The sequence below is a fragment of the Rheinheimera sp. genome, assembly GCF_965283995.1.
Lineage (GTDB): Bacteria > Pseudomonadota > Gammaproteobacteria > Enterobacterales > Alteromonadaceae > Pararheinheimera.
The window spans coordinates 1,734,649-1,754,069 of sequence record NZ_CBDIQG010000001.1 but is presented as its reverse complement, the minus strand read 5'-3'; the positions used below and the strand labels follow the sequence as shown (position 1 = coordinate 1,754,069).

16 protein-coding genes and 4 tRNA genes are annotated in these 19,421 nt (G+C 51.5%); 15 read left to right on the top strand and 5 right to left on the bottom strand.

The features are described from left to right. Positions 1–60: 60 nt before the first annotated feature. The 10 genes from fabB (at position 61) to purF (ending at position 13,234) form a co-directional block, all read left to right on the top strand. Complete coding sequence (gene fabB, locus ACQ66Q_RS08100; protein ID WP_377248043.1) at positions 61–1,275, top strand: beta-ketoacyl-ACP synthase I; 1,215 nt, start codon at positions 61–63, stop codon at positions 1,273–1,275. Between the two features lie 176 nt (positions 1,276–1,451). Then, positions 1,452–2,561: a 4-phosphoerythronate dehydrogenase gene (locus tag ACQ66Q_RS08095; RefSeq protein ID WP_430456319.1), complete on the top strand. Its 1,110-nt coding sequence runs from the start codon at positions 1,452–1,454 to the stop codon at positions 2,559–2,561. Between the two features lie 15 nt (positions 2,562–2,576). Further along, the gene (locus ACQ66Q_RS08090) at positions 2,577–3,596 is read left to right on the top strand and encodes an aspartate-semialdehyde dehydrogenase (protein ID WP_430456318.1); all 1,020 of its coding nucleotides are present in this window, start codon (positions 2,577–2,579) and stop codon (positions 3,594–3,596) included. A 327-nt stretch (positions 3,597–3,923) separates the two neighbouring features. Continuing rightward, the gene (locus ACQ66Q_RS08085) at positions 3,924–6,971 is read left to right on the top strand and encodes a FimV/HubP family polar landmark protein (protein ID WP_430456317.1); all 3,048 of its coding nucleotides are present in this window, start codon (positions 3,924–3,926) and stop codon (positions 6,969–6,971) included. A gap of 255 nt (positions 6,972–7,226) precedes the next feature. Beyond that, positions 7,227–8,000 (top strand): tRNA pseudouridine(38-40) synthase TruA, encoded by a 774-nt coding sequence (gene truA, locus ACQ66Q_RS08080; RefSeq protein WP_430458544.1) that lies wholly within the window; start codon positions 7,227–7,229, stop codon positions 7,998–8,000. 200 nt (positions 8,001–8,200) lie between these two features. Next, complete coding sequence (gene accD / locus ACQ66Q_RS08075) at positions 8,201–9,073, top strand: acetyl-CoA carboxylase, carboxyltransferase subunit beta (protein ID WP_377248028.1); 873 nt, start codon at positions 8,201–8,203, stop codon at positions 9,071–9,073. 6 nt (positions 9,074–9,079) lie between these two features. Beyond that, positions 9,080–10,357 carry a bifunctional tetrahydrofolate synthase/dihydrofolate synthase gene (gene folC, locus ACQ66Q_RS08070; protein ID WP_430456316.1) on the top strand — a complete coding sequence of 426 codons (1,278 nt, stop codon included), beginning with the start codon at positions 9,080–9,082 and terminating at the stop codon, positions 10,355–10,357. Then, positions 10,354–11,151 carry an SPOR domain-containing protein gene (locus ACQ66Q_RS08065; RefSeq protein ID WP_430456315.1) on the top strand — a complete coding sequence of 266 codons (798 nt, stop codon included), beginning with the start codon at positions 10,354–10,356 and terminating at the stop codon, positions 11,149–11,151. Before folC ends, ACQ66Q_RS08065 begins: the two co-directional genes overlap by 4 nt. Before the next feature lie 61 nt (positions 11,152–11,212). Then, entirely contained in the window at positions 11,213–11,716 is a 504-nt protein-coding gene (locus ACQ66Q_RS08060; RefSeq protein ID WP_208932279.1) for a CvpA family protein, read from the top strand. Positions 11,717–11,722: 6 nt separating this feature from the next. After that, positions 11,723–13,234, top strand: coding sequence for an amidophosphoribosyltransferase (gene purF / locus ACQ66Q_RS08055; RefSeq protein ID WP_430456314.1), 1,512 nt, complete (start codon positions 11,723–11,725; stop codon positions 13,232–13,234). 55 nt (positions 13,235–13,289) lie between these two features. On the opposite strand, the gene ACQ66Q_RS08050 is transcribed toward purF, so the two are convergent. The 4 genes from ACQ66Q_RS08050 to ACQ66Q_RS08035 form a co-directional block, all read right to left on the bottom strand. After that, positions 13,290–13,889: a Yip1 family protein gene (locus ACQ66Q_RS08050; protein ID WP_430456313.1), complete on the bottom strand. Its 600-nt coding sequence runs from the start codon at positions 13,887–13,889 to the stop codon at positions 13,290–13,292. Between the two features lie 134 nt (positions 13,890–14,023). Then, positions 14,024–14,782: a tRNA isopentenyl-2-thiomethyl-A-37 hydroxylase MiaE gene (gene miaE / locus ACQ66Q_RS08045; protein ID WP_430456312.1), complete on the bottom strand. Its 759-nt coding sequence runs from the start codon at positions 14,780–14,782 to the stop codon at positions 14,024–14,026. 11 nt (positions 14,783–14,793) lie between these two features. Then, entirely contained in the window at positions 14,794–15,552 is a 759-nt protein-coding gene (lpxH, locus tag ACQ66Q_RS08040) for a UDP-2,3-diacylglucosamine diphosphatase (RefSeq protein ID WP_430456311.1), read from the bottom strand. Further along, complete coding sequence (locus tag ACQ66Q_RS08035; protein ID WP_430456310.1) at positions 15,545–16,039, bottom strand: peptidylprolyl isomerase; 495 nt, start codon at positions 16,037–16,039, stop codon at positions 15,545–15,547. Before ACQ66Q_RS08035 ends, lpxH begins: the two co-directional genes overlap by 8 nt. A gap of 149 nt (positions 16,040–16,188) precedes the next feature. Between ACQ66Q_RS08035 and cysS the strand changes: the two genes are divergently transcribed. Further along, on the top strand, positions 16,189–17,568 hold the full coding sequence (cysS, locus tag ACQ66Q_RS08030) for a cysteine--tRNA ligase (protein WP_430456309.1): 1,380 nt from the start codon (positions 16,189–16,191) through the stop codon (positions 17,566–17,568). A gap of 111 nt (positions 17,569–17,679) precedes the next feature. Here the strand turns inward: cysS and folD are convergent, their stop codons facing one another. Then, complete coding sequence (gene folD / locus ACQ66Q_RS08025) at positions 17,680–18,537, bottom strand: bifunctional methylenetetrahydrofolate dehydrogenase/methenyltetrahydrofolate cyclohydrolase FolD (protein ID WP_031571740.1); 858 nt, start codon at positions 18,535–18,537, stop codon at positions 17,680–17,682. Positions 18,538–18,781: 244 nt separating this feature from the next. Here folD and ACQ66Q_RS08020 point away from each other — a divergent pair. From ACQ66Q_RS08020 to ACQ66Q_RS08005, 4 genes are all read left to right on the top strand, one after another. After that, positions 18,782–18,858, top strand: a tRNA-Pro gene (locus ACQ66Q_RS08020). 35 nt (positions 18,859–18,893) lie between these two features. Further along, positions 18,894–18,970 (top strand) — tRNA-Arg (locus tag ACQ66Q_RS08015). 29 nt (positions 18,971–18,999) lie between these two features. Further along, positions 19,000–19,075, top strand: a tRNA-His gene (locus ACQ66Q_RS08010). Between the two features lie 36 nt (positions 19,076–19,111). Next, positions 19,112–19,188: transfer RNA gene (locus ACQ66Q_RS08005), tRNA-Pro, on the top strand. The last annotated feature ends 233 nt before the right edge of the window (positions 19,189–19,421 follow it).

Genomic DNA, 19,421 nt, shown 5'->3' with positions numbered 1-19,421 from the left:
AGTTGGCGGAAAAAAGCCCGTACAATGGCCGCGAAAACTATTTTTTACGCTGGAGTCAGAATGAAAAGAGCGGTAATCACCGGATTGGGCATAGTTTCAAGTATCGGTAACAACAAAGCAGAAGTATTGGCCTCATTACAGGAAGGCCGTTCCGGCATCAGCTTTGCGCAGGAATTTGCCGATTTTGGGCTGCGTTCTCAGGTCTGGGGTCAAATCAATATTGACACTGCTGCTCTGATTGACCGCAAAGCGTTGCGTTTTATGGGCGACGCTGCAGCATATGCATACATCTCGATGGCACAGGCCATTGCAGATTCAGGTTTAACGCCAGAGCAAGTCTCCAATCCACGTACCGGTTTGGTCGTGGGCTCTGGCGGTGCTTCATCAAAAACCCAAATTGAAGCCGCAGATATTCTGCGTGAAAAAGGCGTCAAGCGGGTTGGCCCTTATGCGGTGCCAAAAACCATGTCATCGACTTGTTCAGCTTGTCTGGCCACACCATTTGAAATCAAAGGCGTAAACTATTCGATTAGTTCTGCCTGCGCCACCAGCGCGCATTGTATTGGTCATGCGGTTGAACTGATCCAGCTGGGTAAGCAAGACGTGATTTTCGCCGGCGGCGGTGAAGAAGTGCACTGGACTCTGGCGATGGAATTTGATGCGATGGGCGCCTTGTCGAGCAAATACAACGAAACACCAACTCAGGCTTCACGGACTTATGATGCGAACCGCGATGGTTTTGTCATCTCCGGTGGTGGTGGCATTCTGGTGATTGAAGAGCTGGAACATGCTTTAGCCCGTGGCGCCAAGATCTATGCAGAAGTGGTTGGTTATGGCGCGACTTCAGATGGTTATGACATGGTCGCACCGAGCGGCGAAGGCGCCGTTCGTTGTATGCAAATGGCTCTGGCCGATGTCAAAGCACCAATCGATTACCTGAACACCCACGGCACCAGTACGCCGGTCGGTGATGTAAAAGAACTGGGTGCTATCCAGCAAGTTTTTGGCGGGAAGAGCCCGGCGATCAGCGCGACCAAGGCGATGACGGGCCACGCGCTCGGTGCTGCGGGTGTGCATGAAGCGATTTATTCACTGCTGATGATGGAACATAGCTTTATCGCGCCTTCGATCAATATCGGTGAGCTCGACGCTGCGGCGGAAGGCCTGAACATCATCACGAAACCAACAGCGGCGACGTTAAATACCGTGATGTCGAACAGCTTTGGCTTTGGCGGCACCAACGCGACGCTGGTGATGCAAAAGTTTAACGGCTAAACCACGATAAGTTGTTGTCATAAAGCCACCTGCGGGTGGCTTTGTCTATTCTGGCCGGGTGAAATCTGCTGACTGCATGGCGCAGTGTCGGCGTTCTGACATAGAATGCGGCCCAGTTCAGGCCTGTTCAGCTTTTGGCAGCCGTCCTTTGCGGCCCGCCATTGATGGAGTTTCCGATGAAGATTTACGCCGATGACAATATGCCGCTGGCCCGGGAGTTTTTCGCCGAACTGGGGGATGTTACTTTGTTCTCCGGTCGCAATGTTCAAGCAGCTGAACTTACAGATGCCGACATCCTGCTGGTGCGCTCGGTCACGAAAGTGAATGCGGCCTTGCTCGATGCCAATCCCAACCTTCGCTTTGTCGGCACGGCCACCATCGGCACCGATCATCTGGATCTGGCTTATCTGCAAGCGCGTGGCATTGTTCATACCAACGCACCGGGTTGCAATGCCCAGTCCGTGGTGGAATATGTGCTGAGTTGCCTGTTTATCTTGGCAGAGCAACAGGATAAAGCGCTGACAGACTTCACTGTCGGTGTGGTCGGCGTCGGCCAAATCGGCAAACGACTGGTTGCCGCATTACAGGCACTTGGCCTGACCGTGCTGCAAAATGACCCGCTGCGAGCAGTAGAGGCCGATTTCCCGCATCTTGACCTCGATACCTTGTTAGCCAGCGCTGATGTAGTCAGCCTGCACGTGCCACTGGTGCGTGGTGGCGCTTATCCGACTTTTCATTTATTAGATGCAAACCGGCTGGCGGCTTTGCCGGCCACGACAGCGTTGATTAACGCCTGCCGCGGCGAAGTGGTGGACAACCAGGCGCTGTTGGCGCAAGCGCGTGCCGGCGTGCGCCGGCCCTTGTTTCTGGATGTGTGGGAAAACGAGCCGGCGATTGAACAAGCCCTGCTACCGTATTGTGATATTGCCACTGCGCACATCGCTGGTCACAGTGTGGAAGGCAAAGCCCGGGGCACTGAAATGCTATATCAGTCGGTTTGCCAACTGCTCGGTATTGCCCCGACTCAGACACTGGCCCGGTTTTTACCGGCAGGTGCGATAGAAAAGCTGCAAATTTCGCCAAATTTTAGACTTTTAGATGTCCAAAATCTCTGCCGTATGTTATATGATGTCCGGCGTGACGATGCGCTGTTTCGGCAACATCTGGTCACGCACGGGTTTGACTGGCTCAGAAAGACCTACCCGCCACGGCGGGAATTCAGCTCAGTGTGCCTGCAGGGGCAGGTACCCGATTATTTAATTCGTTTAGGTTTTAGCCAGAAATAAAGGGGAACAAACCACATGGCTCAGCAATTTGACGTCGCAGTATTAGGCGCTACAGGTTTGGTCGGTCAGCATTTGATCGAGATTCTGCAGCAGCGCGATTTTCCGGTACGCAATCTTTACCCATTGGCCAGTAAACGCTCTGCCGGTGGCACAGTGACTTTTCATGGTAAACAGGTAGAAGTACTGGATGCTGAGACCTTTGACTGGACCAAAGCCCAAATTGGTTTGTTCTCAGCCGGCGGCAGTGTGTCGGCGGTTTACGCGCCAAAGGCCGCAGATGCCGGTTGTATTGTCATCGACAATACCTCGCATTACCGTTACGAAGCCGATATTCCTTTAGTCGTGCCTGAAGTCAATGCGCATGCGATTGCGGATTATCGCAACCGTAACATTATCGCCAACCCAAACTGTTCAACTATTCAGATGCTGGTGGCATTAAAGCCAATCCATGATGCCGTCGGTATCACCCGGGTCAATGTGGCGACTTATCAATCGGTCAGCGGTGCTGGCCAGCAGGGCATTGAAGCGCTGGCTGCAGAAACTGCACAACTGTTAAACGGTCGTCCGATTGAAACCACCGGTAAATTTTCGCGTCAGATCGCTTTTAACGTCATTCCGCAAATCGACGTGTTCATGGATAACGGCTACACCAAAGAAGAAATGAAAATGCATTGGGAAACCCAGAAGATCATGGGTGATGACAGCATTTCTGTGAATGCAACAGCGGTGCGCGTGCCGGCGTTTTACGGTCATGCGGAAGCGGTGCATATCGAAACCCGCTCGCCAATCAGCGTCGAGGAAGTCAAAGCCTTACTGGCGCAGGCGCCAGGTGTGGTGTTGCTGGAAGACAATGCAGAATTCCCGACGCAGGTCAGCCATGCACAGGGTCAGGACGATGTGTTTGTTGGTCGGATCCGCAAAGACTTGTCACACGATCACGGGTTAAACCTGTGGGTCGTCGCAGACAACGTGCGCAAGGGTGCTGCTACTAACAGTATTCAAATCGCTGAACACCTAATCCGCGATTATTTGTAATCGCTGCGATGTTCGAAAAGGCCCTGCGGGGCCTTTTTTATTTGGCGTTGCTGTGGCAGTTTTTTCACCATCCGCTGATTTATCGATTTTTGTTAAATGGTAGGAGTCCGATAGAGTTTGAGTGGTTGGGTGAGACGCGTGGCAACAGGAACCCGGCACTTAGCCTGCATCTTTTTGCCAATCTGGTTTAGAATCTGGCTGCAAACACTTAAAATGTGGAACATTGTTTGCAGAGCGACTATATCCAATGGCGGATACAGCACTCAGGCGTTCAGGCCGGATGCAGTGGGCATTTGGCTGGATCCAATGGTTGTTAGGGAATATTGCATGCTTCTGATGCGAATTTTGCTCATTCTGTTCACCGTCAATTTTATGACGGCGGCCTGGGCTGAATCGACGGCGCGCTTACGCGGTCCAAAAGAATTTGATACACCGGCGGTCACCCGGCTTGGACCTTTGTCTGCGCAGGATACTTTGTGGCGGCTGGCGGAACAGGCCCGGCCGGACAAACGCGTCAATATGTATCAGATGATGTTCGCGCTGTATCAGAACAATCCGGACGCTTTCCTCGACGACAACTTTAATCATCTCAAACCAGGCGCTTTCCTTGAAGTGCCCGGCATTCGCGACATTCTGGCTGTTGATCCGGCCATGGCGCAGCGTAAATCTGAAAATGATGACCGGATTTGGGCCGAAAAAATCCGCAAGGCTGCCCAGCAAAAACCGGAAGATCATTCTGCAAAACAAGTCGATATCGCCAAAGCGCAACAAGAAATCACCGACGAGCTGAATCGGGTCGAAGCGCAGCAAACTGAGCAGATGTCCGATTTACGCGATCGGCTTGGTTCATCGATGGCCAATGTTGAAACTATAGTGCAGGAAAATACCGCACTGAAGAAACAGCTCGATACTGTTGTCACTCAGCTATCTGGTGTGAAACAACAGCTGGATAAAGACAGCGAGATCCAAACACAGTTACAGCAGTTGTTGGCGCAACAAAGTGAAATGCTCGAACAGCAGCGCGAACAAATCCGCAAACAGCAGGAAGGGTTTAACTTTGCCGAAACATGGCAAAATCTTGCCAATAGTCCGGCCGGATGGATCCTCGCGGCAGCATTGCCTGCTGCAATGATCCTGCTTGGTGTTGTCTTTTTGATCCGCCGTAAGAGTCAGAAAGCGGCCGCAGTGGTTTCAGCTGCCACAGCAACGCCAGCACTCGATCCGAACTATCGTTCACCACTGCCGCCACTCGATGACAGTCTGGACTTTGATGAAAGCAGCCTGATCAATCTGGATGATTCATTACTCAATGACAATCTGAGTAGCGGGATCCGGCTGGACGATGACTTTGACCGGCCCGTGCGAAAATCAGCGGTTAGCAGCTTTGCTGATGATGACTTACTGGATGATCATCTCGACCTTGGCAACGATACCGGGAAAACTGCCAGTGCATTTGATCTGGACGATTTACTCGATGATCCGTTGGATATCAGTAGTCCTGCTCCGGCAAAGGCCGAACCATTTGACCCGGACAATATTCTGGCTGGCGATGCACTGAGTAACCTGCTGGCTGTCGACGAGCCAGAATTCGAAGCGAAACAAGCCTTTGATCCGAATAATATACTGTCGGGTAATGAGCTGAGCTCATTATTTGATAATCTGGTGGATGATGACGAAGATCCGGATGCGATATTTAATCAGGCGATGGCAGCGCAACAAGCGGCTGCACCAGTTGTCGCGGCAGAGCCGGACGACATATTGCCAGATCCTGCCGTGTCTGCAGCCGCATTAGCCTATGCCGCAGCCGAAGCGGCAGAATCCGATGAGTTGCTCGAAGAGATTGAACTGGATTTACCAGGCGATGAACCAACGCCTGCCAGCACATTGGCGCTGGATACCGATGACTTTGATATTGATGCGCTGGTTGCTCAGACTCAGGCCGCGACTCCGGCACCTGCCGCCAATCCGGCTCCGCCGCCCGTCACTGATGACGATGATTTTGATATCGATTCCCTGCTGGCAATGACTCAGGCTGAGGCGGCGCCGGGGACGGTGGAGCCATCAGTCGAAGCACATTTGTTACCGGATACTGAGCCAGATACTGACGTTGATGGCGGACAGTATGATAGTTCGGAGTTAGAGGCCTTTGCTGAGTCACTGGCCGACGAACAATTAGCTGAAAACGTCGACGCAGGAACCAGTCAGCACGCTACGTTTGATGCCGGGAATGTCAACGGGGTCAATGATGAGTTTGATGCAGACGATTTGATGGCTGCAGAAGACGAAGCAGGGTTGATTGACGAGCTCGATGAGATCCTGAATGAAGTGGCCGAGATCCGCGCGCAGTCGCAGCAATCCAAAGCGCAACTGGCCGAACTGGAGCTACCCGATGAGGCGCTGGCGCTGGCAAGTGCAGATTTTGCTGAAGCAGAGATCAGTGTGGCTGACGTCAGCGCGATGTTGAGCGACGATGCTGACGCGACCCAACCGACGGAAACCAATATCGCCACGCCGGTTGATTTGCCAACATCAGACATCTTTGCACCAGATGATGTTGATCCCCACGATTTTATTGATATCGAAGAGCTGTTACTCGACGATCATCCATCCAACCAGCAAGAAGCTGAATTAGCGGCTGAATCTGCTGCTGAGACTGAATATTTGTCTGAGTTTGCAGATTTAGAAGATGACCAAACCGGAATGCCCGACCTGCAACAAACGGATGATAACTCTGTCGCCCGGGTGTTTGAAGGACTCTCTTCGGTTGAACGGCCAAGTAAGGTATTAGACGAATACCCGGATCTGCAGCTGGACGAAAACGACCTGCAGCAAATATCGACGGAAGATTCGGACGAAGCGTTGGACCTGATGCTGGCGGAATCCAGCGCCGAACAAGAGTCATTGGCCGATCTTGAAGACGTCAATTTCGATGAGTTGTTGTCTGGTTTAGACGATTATGTCACGCCGGTAGCAGATCCGCAGACCGATCAGAATAAAGCTGCCGAAGTGCTGGCAGAATTGGAAGCACTGCAACAAAGCCAGAGCCGTTACAGTGCAGATGATGATGCTGTTGGGTTGCCTGATTTCGTCAATATCGACAAATTGCTGGCGGCAACTGAAGATCAGACTGAGCATGATGCCGAGCCACGCGCACTGAATATTGATGTGGGTTTGGCTGATTTTGAGGATTTGATTGCCGCAGATGAAGCGGGTGATGTCGATCACGCCGATGCCGGATTTGCCGGTCAGCTCGACTTGGTTCGTGCATACATCGAAATTGGCGATGCTGACAGCGCCAATCACTTAATTAAAGAAATCATGGCATCGGATGCGCCGGCGCATGTCAAGCAAGAGGCTTCTGGCCTGGTGTCCTGATGTCAGCATCTGGTTAAAAATAAAAAAGCGCTACGGCGCTTTTTTTGTTTTCAGAGTTGCCAGATTGGCACCGCGTAGTTCCAGGATGCCAAACTGTCAGCGTTAACTCTAGTGAACTCCAAATAGCGCAGTCAAATGCAGGCTATTGCAAAGAGGATGGGGTTTGCTGCTCAGGCAGTCGTGCATGTTTTGCTGCAATCTGACCGCTTTGGTATACTCGCCGCCGCTTAACCGGGAGGCTATATGCGCATTGCGATGGGGATTGAGTACGACGGTACCGGTTATTTTGGCTGGCAACGTCAGCGTGAAGTCAACAGTGTTCAGGGCGAGCTGGAAAAAGCGCTGAGTCAGGTTGCCAATGCGCCCGTTGAGATTTTTTGTGCCGGTCGCACCGACGCTGGTGTTCATGGCACCGGGCAGGTCATTCATTTTGACACCGATGCCAAGCGTGATATGCGCGGTTGGATCATGGGGGCCAATTCAAACTTGCCGCAAGGGATCGCAGTGCGCTGGGCGAAACCAGTGTCCGATGACTTTCATGCGCGTTTTTCCGCAACAGCACGGCGTTATCGGTATGTCATTTATAACCACAAATTTCGACCGGCCATTCTTGGTGCCGGCCTGAGCCATTATCATCAGGATATTGATGTTTCATTAATGCAGGCAGCTGCGCCGGCACTGTTAGGTGAACAGGATTTTTCGTCGTTTCGTGCCATTCAGTGTCAGTCCAATACGCCGTTTCGTAATGTGATGCATTTGCAGATCAGCCGCTATAGTAATTTCATCGTGCTTGATATCAAAGCCAATGCCTTTTTACATCATATGGTTCGCAACATTACCGGTAGCCTGCTGGAAGTGGGCATGGGGCGTCGTCCGCCGGAATGGATCGCAGAGTTATTGGCCGCTAAAGATCGCACGCTCGCCGCGGCAACCGCTAAAGCGGAAGGTCTATATCTGGTCGATGTCGATTATCCAGCGCATTTTGAAATACCGAAGACGGCGTTAGGCCCGTTGTTTTTACCGGATTAATTCACTGAACTTCAGTGAATTAATCCGGTCCAACCTGCCGGTCCATCGAGCCGGCATCTCAACTACTAAGACCAGTTTTTGGTATTCTGCGTATGGGCTTTGTGTTTTAATAACCGCCGTTTGCCTCAATTTCGCTGAATTTCTGTTAAATTCAGCACAACTGCACAGAATTATAAGCGCAGTCAGATATAGGAATTCTTATGAGTTGGTTAGAAAAAATCCTGCCCCGCACCTCGTCGTCTGCCCGTCGCAACATTCCGGAAGGGGTCTGGACTAAATGCACCGCTTGTGACGCAGTCTTATATAAAGCGGATTTGGATCGCCAGTTAGGCGTCTGTCCAAAATGTGATCATCACATGCGGATCAGTGCCCGGACCCGCCTCACCCAGTTTTTTGATGTCAACACGACGGTTGAATTGGCTGCAGAGCTGGAACCTCAGGACATTCTGAAATTTAAAGACAGTAAACGCTACAAAGACCGCATTGTTGCTGCACAAAAAGATACCAACGAAAAAGATGCCATGGTGGTGATGCGTGGTTCACTCAGAGGTATGCCTGTCGTCGCTGCCAGCTTTGAGTTCGAGTTTATGGGCGGTTCGATGGCATCTGTGGTTGGTGCTAAGTTTGTCAAAGGCGTTGAGTTTGCGCTGGAGCACAAAATTCCGTTTATTTGTTTCTCGGCATCGGGCGGCGCACGGATGCAGGAAGCGCTGTTCTCGCTGATGCAAATGGCTAAAACCAGTGCGGCGCTGGCGAAACTGAGTGAAGCCGGCCTGCCATACATTTCCGTGTTAACGGACCCGACCATGGGTGGCGTCTCGGCGTCGCTGGCAATGCTGGGTGATGTCAATATTGGCGAGCCGAAGGCGCTGATTGGATTTGCTGGTCCGCGCGTGATTGAGCAGACCGTCCGCGAAAAGCTGCCGGAAGGTTTCCAGCGCAGTGAGTTCCTGCTGGAACATGGCGCCATCGACATGATTGTTGACCGTCGGCAAATGCGCGATACAATTGCGCGATTAGTAGCAAAATTCATGCGGTTGCCGGCTCCGGACCAGGAGCATCGCGTCGCTTAAGGCGTTATGACTTCAACATCTGTACTGCAAAGCCAATCGTGCCAAAGCCTGGCCGATTGGCTTTGTTATATCGAACAATCCCATCCTATTGAAAAAATTGAGCTTGGCCTTGGCCGGGTGTCGCAGGTCGCCAGTCGTGGCGCTTTGCAACAATTGCCCGGGCGAGTGATCCTGATCGCCGGTACCAATGGCAAAGGCACCACAGCCCGCACGCTGGAACAGCTGTTGCTGGCGCAGGGATTCAGTGTCGGTGTTTACAGCTCGCCGCATCTATTGCAGTTTAATGAGCGTTTGCGCCTGAACGGTACCGATGTGGGTGATCAACTGTGGGTCGACGGACTGCGTCAGGTGGAAGCGCTGCGTCTGGATGTTGCGCTGACTTATTTTGAGTTCACCACATTGGCCGCTTTTGCCATCCTGAAGCAGCAGGCACCAGATTTTTGCCTGATTGAGGTCGGGCTTGGCGGTCGGTTGGATGCGACCAATATTGTTGATCCGGAACTCAGTATTGTCACCACTGTCGATTTAGATCATCAGGACTGGCTCGGCAACGATCGCGAAACAATAGGCAGGGAAAAAGCCGGTGTATTTCGCAGTGGCCGTTATGCCGTGGTCGGTGAACTGCAGATGCCGCAGTCTGTAGCAACGGTGGCTGCGGATCTGGGTGCCAGGCTGATGTGTGCGGGGCGCGATTTTAGGTTCGAACAACATGGCCAGCAGTTTGATTGGTACTTCGGCGCAAGCCAGTTGCTGGCATTGCCTGCGCCGGCGGTGCCGGTTCAGAATGTGGCGACAGCGCTGACAACACTCGCGTTGTTAAACGCACTGCCGGCAGAATCGGTGATCCGGACCGTATTGCAGCAGCTCACGCTGGCCGGGCGCATGCAGTGGCTGAGCCGCCAACCAGCCATTCTGCTGGATGTCGCACACAATCCGCAGTCTGCGCGCTATCTGGCGGCAGCGCTGGACCAGTTGGCTGATCAATATAGTCAGATCCATCTGGTTGTTGGCATGTTAAAAGACAAGGATATCCGCGAAGCGCTGGTTGCCTTCTGCGGGAATTCCTGGCGCTGGCATCTGGTGTCACTGCCGGGAGTCCGCGGCGCAGGCAGTGATCTGCTGCAGCAGGCCTTGCCAGCGACTGAACAAAGCTGTCAATATCGGCAGTTGTCCGATGTGTTAGCCTGCATCGAAGCGGCGTCTGCCGACGAGTTATTTGTAGTCTTTGGATCTTTTGTCACAGTCAGCGCCATGCTGAACCTGTGGCCACAGGAAAATGTATGACAGCAGTTTTTACCAACCGGCTGATTGGCAGTGCCATTTTGGTTGTCGCCGCCGTAGTGTTCTTGCCAGATTTGTTAGATGGTCAGAAGCAGGTCAATAAAGACGATTTTAAAGCCATCCCCGAGCGCCCGGAGTTTGCCGAAGTTGCGAAGCCTGCGGTGTTTAGTCAGGACCAGCATCAGGCCGCAAAAAATACCGCGATGGCTCCAGTCACTGATAATAGCCAGCCACTGGATGCGCCGGTATCAGGCGATGTAAAAGTCGCAGAGCCTGATTTGTCAGCGGGCGAGATAAATGCAGCCGCCGGTCAGACAGATCCGGAGCCAACCACAATGACACCGGCAGCGACGACAGTGCAATCATCGACGCAGCCGTCCACAACACCTCAATCAGCGACCACGCAAGCAGCTGTAGCAGCTGGCGGCAACGTGCAGGCGGCAACGTTGCCTGCAGACACGTTACCGGCAGAAATAACCACAACGGGACCCTCAGTTGCAGAAAAACCTGCTGAAGTCAAAGTAGAAAAGCCATTATCAAAGGCTGCGTTTGTGGTGAAAGTCGGATCCTTTGGTAAAGAGCAGAATGCCAATGCTCTGGTCAGTAAACTGAAGGCTGCCGGCCATAATGCGTTTACCCGTAAAATCGTTAACAGTCAGGGTGTGACCATGGTTAGTGTGCTGGTGGGGCCTGATCTAAAAAGGGACCAACTCGAAGCAAAGTTGACGGAGTTGCAGCAATTGGCGCAAGTGCCGAAGCTCAAAGTCAGCAGCTACCAACCGGTTGAAAATAACTAGGCAGTCCGGCGCGCCATTTGATAGAATGCGCGCCGTCCTCAAGCGTCCTTTTTGGTAGCAAATGGTTTGGGTTGATTACGCCATTCTGGCAATCATCGGATTATCGACACTGATCAGTCTAATCCGCGGCTTTGTGAAAGAAGCTATTTCGTTGATCATTTGGGTACTGGCCTTCTTTGTTGCCAGTCATTATTATCCCTATCTCGCACCGTTTTTCTCTAATATAGACAATGCTTTAATCCGTAATGCTGTTGCGGTGGGTATCCTGTTTATCTCTTGTCTGCTGATTGGCGGACTGCTGAATTTCCTGATTGGTAAGCTGGTGCAGTCAACTGGCTTAAGTGGCACAGACCGGCTGTTAGGGCTGGTATTCGGTGCGCTGCGTGGCGTACTGGTGGTGAGTGCACTGCTGTTTTTCCTGGATGCTTTTACGCCGTCTGCCAGTTCTGAGTGGTGGAAAGCGTCGATCCTGATCCCCGAATTTGATTTTATCATTGAGTGGTTTTTCACCTATCTGAAAGACAACTCGAGTTTTATGCAACAGACATCTGTTCTGACGAGGTAAGGTTCCATGTGTGGTATTGTTGGTATCGTAGGTAAATATCCGGTCAATCAGGCGTTGTATGACGGCCTCACCGTCTTGCAACATCGCGGTCAGGATGCTGCCGGCATAGTCACTGTGGACCAGAATCGTCTGCGTTTACGCAAGGCGAATGGTCTGGTCAAAGATGTATTTGAAGCGCGGCACATGCAGCGTCTGGCTGGCAATATCGGTATCGGCCATGTGCGGTATCCGACAGCTGGTTCAGCCAGTACTGCAGAAGCACAACCGTTTTATGTCAACAGTCCGTTTGGTATTGCCCTGGCACACAACGGCAATTTGACCAATGCCGATGAAGTTAAAGATCAGCTGTTTAATGACGCCCGCCGTCACGTCAACACCAGCTCTGATTCCGAAGTATTGCTGAATGCTTTTGCGCATGAATTACAATGCGACAACGCGCTGCATCTGATGCCGGATGCAATTTTCCGTGCTGTTGCCAGTGTGCATCGCAAAGTCCGCGGTGGTTATGCGGTGGTGGCATTGATCATCGGCCATGGTCTGGTGGCGTTTCGTGATCCAAACGGCATTCGCCCTTTAGTGATGGGCAAACGCGAAACCGAGCTTGGCACTGAGTATATGGTCGCTTCTGAAAGTGTTGCGCTTGATGCAGATGGTTTTACTGTGCTGCGTGATGTGATGCCGGGTGAAGCGGTCTACATTACTGAAGATGGCCAGCTGTATAGCCAGCAATGTGCAGAAAATCCGACCTATACCCCCTGTATTTTTGAATATGTGTATTTTGCCCGGCCGGATTCAACCATCGATAATGTGTCGGTGTATGCATCCCGTGTGAATATGGGGAAAAAGCTCGGCCAGAAAATCAAAAAAGAATGGGCGCATTTGGATATTGATGTAGTTATTCCTATTCCGGAAACAAGTAATGATGCCGCTTTGCATATTGCGCATGAACTGGGATTACAGTATCGCCAGGGCTATGTAAAAAACCGCTACATCGGCCGCACTTTTATTATGCCGGGACAGGGCGAGCGGAAGAAATCAGTCAAGCGTAAACTCAATGCGATCAAGCAAGAGTTTAAAGGCAAAAACGTGTTGCTGGTCGATGACTCGATTGTCCGTGGTACCACCTCAGGTCAAATCATCGAAATGGCGCGCGAAGCTGGTGCCAGCAAAGTGTATTTCGCTTCGGCGGCGCCTGAAATTCGTTTCCCGAACGTCTATGGCATTGATATGCCGTCAGCAAACGAGCTGATCGCTCATGGCCATGATGTGGAAAGTATCTGCAAAATCATTGGCGCCGACGGGCTGATTTTCCAGTCCCTGGAAGATTTGATTGCTGCAGTGCGTGAAGAGAATCCGGCGATTAAAAAATTCGAAACATCTGTGTTTGACGGTGTTTATGTCACCAATGACATCACTCAGGATTATCTGAATCGCCTGGATGCAGCCCGAAATGAAGATTCAATGGCTTTAAAAGCAGCAAATATGGCTGCTGATCTAGAACTGTATAACGAAAGTTAATCGGGTCAGAGCGAAGACACAAGGGAGCAATAGCTCCCTTTTTTTTGTGGATACGTCAATGCGTAAAGACAGGTGCGAAGCCTGAACTCCACAAGATAGCGGTCGCAGTTAACACACAGACTAATAAAATCAGCCCGCAGGTGACGACTGAGCTGGCATAGATAAACCCACGTTCTTCCGGGATATGCATCAGAATAGGCACGCCGACATACAGCAGATAGACCGAGTAAGACAGTCCCGCCAGTCCAACCAGCATGACAAACCAAAGCTCCGGATACAAAGAAGCCAGGCCGACCATAAATAGTGGGGTGGAGGTATATGAGGCCAGTTCAAGGGTTTGGGTATAGGTTGGTTCTGAACCAAAGGTATGAGCCATCCAGTGCGCCAGATAAGCCAGCGCAAACACACCGACAATCAGCGCGACATACATAGCAACGGCCAGCATGGCCGCACTTTCCGAGGTCAAACGAATTGGTTCACCCACACCGATACTCCAGCCGATATTGACGGCAGAGAAATAGGCACAGATGGAAGGGATCAGCGCAACCAGTAAAATGTGGGTCAGGCTGTATTTCAGACTTTCGTGGCGGTTATCAATAGTATGCCACTCTTCTTTTGGATGAGCGTATAAGCCCCATAAGTGGTTTAAAATCATTTTGGTTATCCTTGTCTACTGCTACAGGTGAGGTCTCAGAGTGACAACGGAACACTCGTACATAAGGTATGGCTAACAGAGACTGAGTCGTCAAGTAAGCTTGAAGAGATTACGGACCTACTGGTTCAACTGGATCAGACGGGCAGGCCACTGTGGAATTTAAAGTCCTGATCCGGGCTCTGGATCAGGTCTGCTTCAAGGCGCAGGAAATGTTGGATTCTGGGGGTGATATCAGTCTTTGAGATCTGCCGGGCTAATGTCAGATAGTCGTCAAAATGTCTTGCTTCTGAGCGGAGCAACGAAAGGTAAAACTGACTGAGTTCCGTGTCGACCACATCCGCTAGCGCTGCAAAACGTTCACACGAACGGGCTTCTATCAGGGCGCCGCAGATTAATTTGTCGACCAAAATTTGTGGTTCATGTGTTTTGCACGCGCTGATCAGGCCTTTGGCATAACGGCCCGCGCTGATATTGCGGTATGGAATATCGCGAGCCTGCATGATCTCTAACACCTGATAAAAATGATGCAATTCTTCGCGGATCAATAACACCATTTTGCCGATAATGTCGTCACTGTATGGTACATCGGGACGGCCGGCTAAATCGCGGCTCAATTTGACACTATTGCGAAGCGAGGCCGCATCGCCAATAAAACGGTAAGCAAAATCTTCAAACGGCTTCAGCCACTCCAGCAGCGCCATCGAACCTGCTTTATCTACGGCATATTTACGCAGCAATAGCATGGCAGTTTGCGCCGCTTTTAATTCGCAGAGTAAATGATCCTGCAGCAGCACCGCCAGCTGTTCAGGTTGTTGCGCTTTTTTGATCCATGCCTGTGGGGTTGGACACAACAAAAACTGGTGAATAGGGGCTAATAACTCAGAGTAATTCATCAGATTTATTCTCAGTCTGTCACAGGCTGTGATGGAATTAATGATGCAAAATGCAAGCGCCAGCCGGACGGACTCACGGCCAGATACGAACTTTGGCTATACCAGTCACCCAATACATAACGCCAGGCCGGTTGGCCATCAGTCAAATGTAGCTCGTGTACTGCCGGGCGATGCGTATGCCCGTGGATGAGATGTTGTACCTGAAATGATTGCATCACTTTAGGAACTTCAGCCGGCGTCACGTCCATAATCATCGACGATTTTGCCATTTTATCACTGGCACTGACCCGACGGGCTTTGCGACCCAGATGCTGGCGATACCACAATGGCGTATGCAAAATCAGCCACTGCCACCAGGGTTGATCCCACCAGCGGCGGAATTTCTGATAACCCAGATCCAGCGTGCACAAGCTGTCGCCATGCATTAACAGGGTAGGAGTGCCGTAAAAATCGACCACCGTATGCGGTGTTAACAATTCCATGCCCGCACGGCGGGCGTAGCCCTGTTTTAACAGAAAATCACGATTGCCATGGCAAAAATACACCGGAACGCCTTGCTCCGTCAGTTGCCGGATTGCTGCGGCGACTTGCTGTAGCAACGGTTCCGGATTGTCATCGCCAATCCAGACTTCAAACAAATCGCCGAGGATATACAGCGCATCAGCCTCGCGTGCGCGGCCGGCCAAAAAATGCAGAAAGGCCTGAGTAATATCAGGCCTGTCCGGACTTAAATGCAGATCAGCGATCAGCAGGGTCGAGCGTTCAGCCATGTAATTCGGCTTTCTCGAGCACGACGTTTTCAACCGGCACATCAGCGTGACCGAATTTACGGCCTGTTGCGACGGTACGGATCTTGTCAATCACGTCCATGCCTTCGACCACTTCACCGAACACACAGTAGCCCCAGCCACTGGCGTTTTTGCCACTGAAGTTCAGGAAACTGTTGTCTGCAACGTTGATAAAGAACTGGCAGGTTGCTGAATGTGGGTCGTTGGTACGCGCCATCGCGATAGTGCCTTTTTTGTTGGCAACGCCGTTGTCTGCTTCGTTCTGGATTTGACCTTTGGTCTCTTTTTGCTCCATGTCCTGAGTAAAACCGCCACCCTGGATCATGAAACCGTCGATAACCCGGTGGAAGATGGTGCCGTCGTAGAAACCTTCTGCAATATATGATTTGAAGTTTTCGACGGTTTTTGGCGCTTTATCAGCAAATAACTGCAGTTTGATAACGCCAAAGTTGGTATGAAAAGTAACCATTATTCATCCTCTTAAAAAAATTTGCGCTAGTGTACCTGATGCGCTGCGGAACACAAAGCAAGGATAGCTCAGGCCGGTAGGCGGTGTTACACTATCTCCTTTATCGCGGCCTGTTGCCGCCATGTTTTTTGTTATCCACTGAGGACTTTATGCTACAGATTTACAACACGCTGACCCGCCAGAAAGAACAGTTCAAACCTTTGGTCCCCGGCAAAGTCGGCATGTATGTCTGTGGTATTACCATTTACGATTTCTGTCACGTCGGCCATGCCCGCACTTATGTCGCTTTTGATGTGATGAATCGCTACTTACGTTTTTCCGGTTACGACGTTACTTATGTTCGCAATATCACTGATGTTGACGACAAAATCATTCGTCGCGCCAATGAAAACGGTGAAAGCTGTGATGCATTGACAGCTCGTTATACCGAAGCGATGCACGCCGACTTCAAAGCGTTAAACCTTCTGCCCGCGGATATTGAACCGCGGGTCACCACCCACATGCATGAAATCGTTGAGTTGATTCAGACATTGCTGGAGAAAAAACATGCTTACATCGCGGCCGATGGTGATGTGCTGTTTGATGTCAGTACTTTTGCCGAATACGGTCAGCTTAGTCAGCAAAACCTCGATATGCTGCAGGCGGGCGCCCGGGTTGAAATTGACCAGGCCAAAGACGATCCGCTGGATTTTGTGCTGTGGAAGATGGCAAAACCCGGTGAGCCAAGCTGGGAATCGCCATGGGGCGCAGGTCGTCCGGGCTGGCATATCGAATGTTCGGCGATGAGCGCCAAACACTTAGGTACGCATTTTGATATTCACGGCGGCGGTTCAGATTTGCAGTTCCCGCATCATGAAAATGAAATTGCACAAAGTTGCTGCGCGCACGGCACGCAATACGTCAACACCTGGATCCATACTGGCATGGTGCAGGTGGATAAAGAGAAAATGTCCAAATCACTGGGCAACTTCTTTACCGTGAAAGACGTGCTGGCGGAATACAACCGCGAATCTGTGCGCTATTTCCTGATCTCCAGTCATTACCGCAGCCAGCTGAACTATTCGGCGGAAAACTTGCTACAGGCACACGCGGCTTTGGGTCGTCTGTACACGGCGCTGCGCGGTGTGACGCCAGCAACGACTGTGGACCTGGATAACGATTATGTTCGTCAGTTTAATGCGGCAATGGACGACGATTTTAATACGGCGCTGGCTCTGCCTGTGCTGTTTGATCTGGCGCGTGAAATCAACAAAGCCAAAACCGATGATGCCGGCAAAGCTGCGGATTTGGCTGCATTGCTGATTAAACTGGGCGAGATCCTCGGTGTGTTGCAGGGCGACGCGGAGTCATTCCTGCAAGCCGGTGGTTCGGATGGGGATGTTGCAGAGATTGAAGCATTAATTGCCAGTCGCAATGCGGCCCGCGCTGCGAAGGACTGGGCTGCTGCTGATGCTGCCCGCGCTGCTCTGACCGCGAAAAATATCATTGTCGAAGATAAAAACGGCGTCACCAGCTGGCGACGTGGTTAATTTGGGTTCTGATGAATGAAAAAACGCGGCATCAGCCGCGTTTTTTATAACCATGGATGGTTGGTATGCCGCAAACGCAGGAGCAGTTTGTGGCGATTCCAAACCTTTAGCTTACATGTCATGAAACTGTTCGCAGGCTTCCAGCGTGTTTTCAATCAGACAGGCCACCGTCATCGGACCGACACCACCTGGCACCGGAGTGATGAACCGGGCATGTTGCACGGCTTTATCGAATTCAACGTCACCAACCAGCTTGCCGGAATCTAAACGGTTAATCCCGACGTCAATCACCAATGCACCAGGTTTGACCCAGTCACCCGGGATAAATTCAGGCTTACCGACCGCAACCACCAATAAGTCAGCGCGGCGAACCTGCTGTTCGAGGTTTTTGGTGAATTTGTGGCAGACTGTCGTGGTACAACCCGCTAATAACAGCTCCAGCGCCATTGGGCGGCCGACAATGTTGGAAGCCCCGACCACCACAGCGTCCATACCGCGAATTTGCACTCCGGTCGATTGCAGCAGCTTAATGATGCCCTTTGGTGTACAGGGCCGCAGTGCCGGCATGCGCTGGGCTAAACGACCAATATTGTAGGGGTGGAATCCATCGACATCCTTCAGCGGATTAATTCGTTCCAGAATGGTTGATGCGTCCAGGCCTGCCGGTAATGGCAGTTGTACCAGAATACCGTCGACGCTCGGATCTGCATTTAACTGGTCAATCAGATCAAATAACTGCTGCTGGGTCGTGTCGGCAGGCAAATCATGCGAAAACTGCACAAAACCGACTTCTTCACAGGCTTTGCGTTTACTACCAACATACACTTGTGAAGCTGGATCAGCACCGACCAGCACGACGGCAAGTCCTGGGGCTCGTTTGCCGGCAGCCAGTCGCTGCTGGACGCGCAACGCGACCTGATTGCGGGTTGCCTGCGCGATTGCTTTACCATCGATAATTTGAGCTGCCATGTCATCTGCCTGTGATCTGAAAAATATACGATGGCGTATTTTCTCACAGGCAATAGGGCAGCGCCAAGTCAATTGCCGGAAGCGCTTCAATTTGTTGATATTTGCAGCGGATTGCCGGTGATTTCTGCGGAAATTTCGTAGAAGGTTCAAATAATAAGCAAACGATTCGAAACGGCAAAAAATCGTTTGACGCTGCCTGAGGTGGGTTGTAATATTGCGCCCCGTTGCAGTAGTGTAACGAAGTCGGTGATTAGCGCAGCTTGGTAGCGCACTTGGTTTGGGTCCAAGGGGTCGCAAGTTCGAATCTTGCATCACCGACCATCTTTAAGTAGAGCGCTTCTGTGGCCGCGAGTTCTGCGTCCGTAGCTCAGCTGGATAGAGCAACGGCCTTCTAAGCCGTGGGTCATAGGTTCGAGTCCTATCGGGCGCGCCATTTACTTAAAGAGAACGTTGAAGTCAGCGGTGGCTGTAGCTCAGTTGGTAGAGCCCCGGATTGTGATTCCGGTTGTCGTGGGTTCGAGCCCCATCAGCCACCCCAATTCAGCGTGTAAGTTGGTAAAGAAGAAAAAAATGTCGGTGATTAGCGCAGCTTGGTAGCGCACTTGGTTTGGGTCCAAGGGGTCGCAAGTTCGAATCTTGCATCACCGACCATCTTCTCAGAGCCCGCAATTGCGGGTTTTTGCTTTTCTGAAATTCAGTAAAATCTCACAGCGTTTTTCCCTGTAATACCCTCAGGCCAGCTCAAGCGGTCACGCGTCAGCTCTGCTCACACCTGCTATGCATTTTGTCTCCATATGAGTGCAGAGCCGCGCCTATCAGCTGGCGTTTTGCCCATATCGCAGACAGAAAAAAGCCGGCGCAGAGGCCGGCTTAGTCGAGTCGGT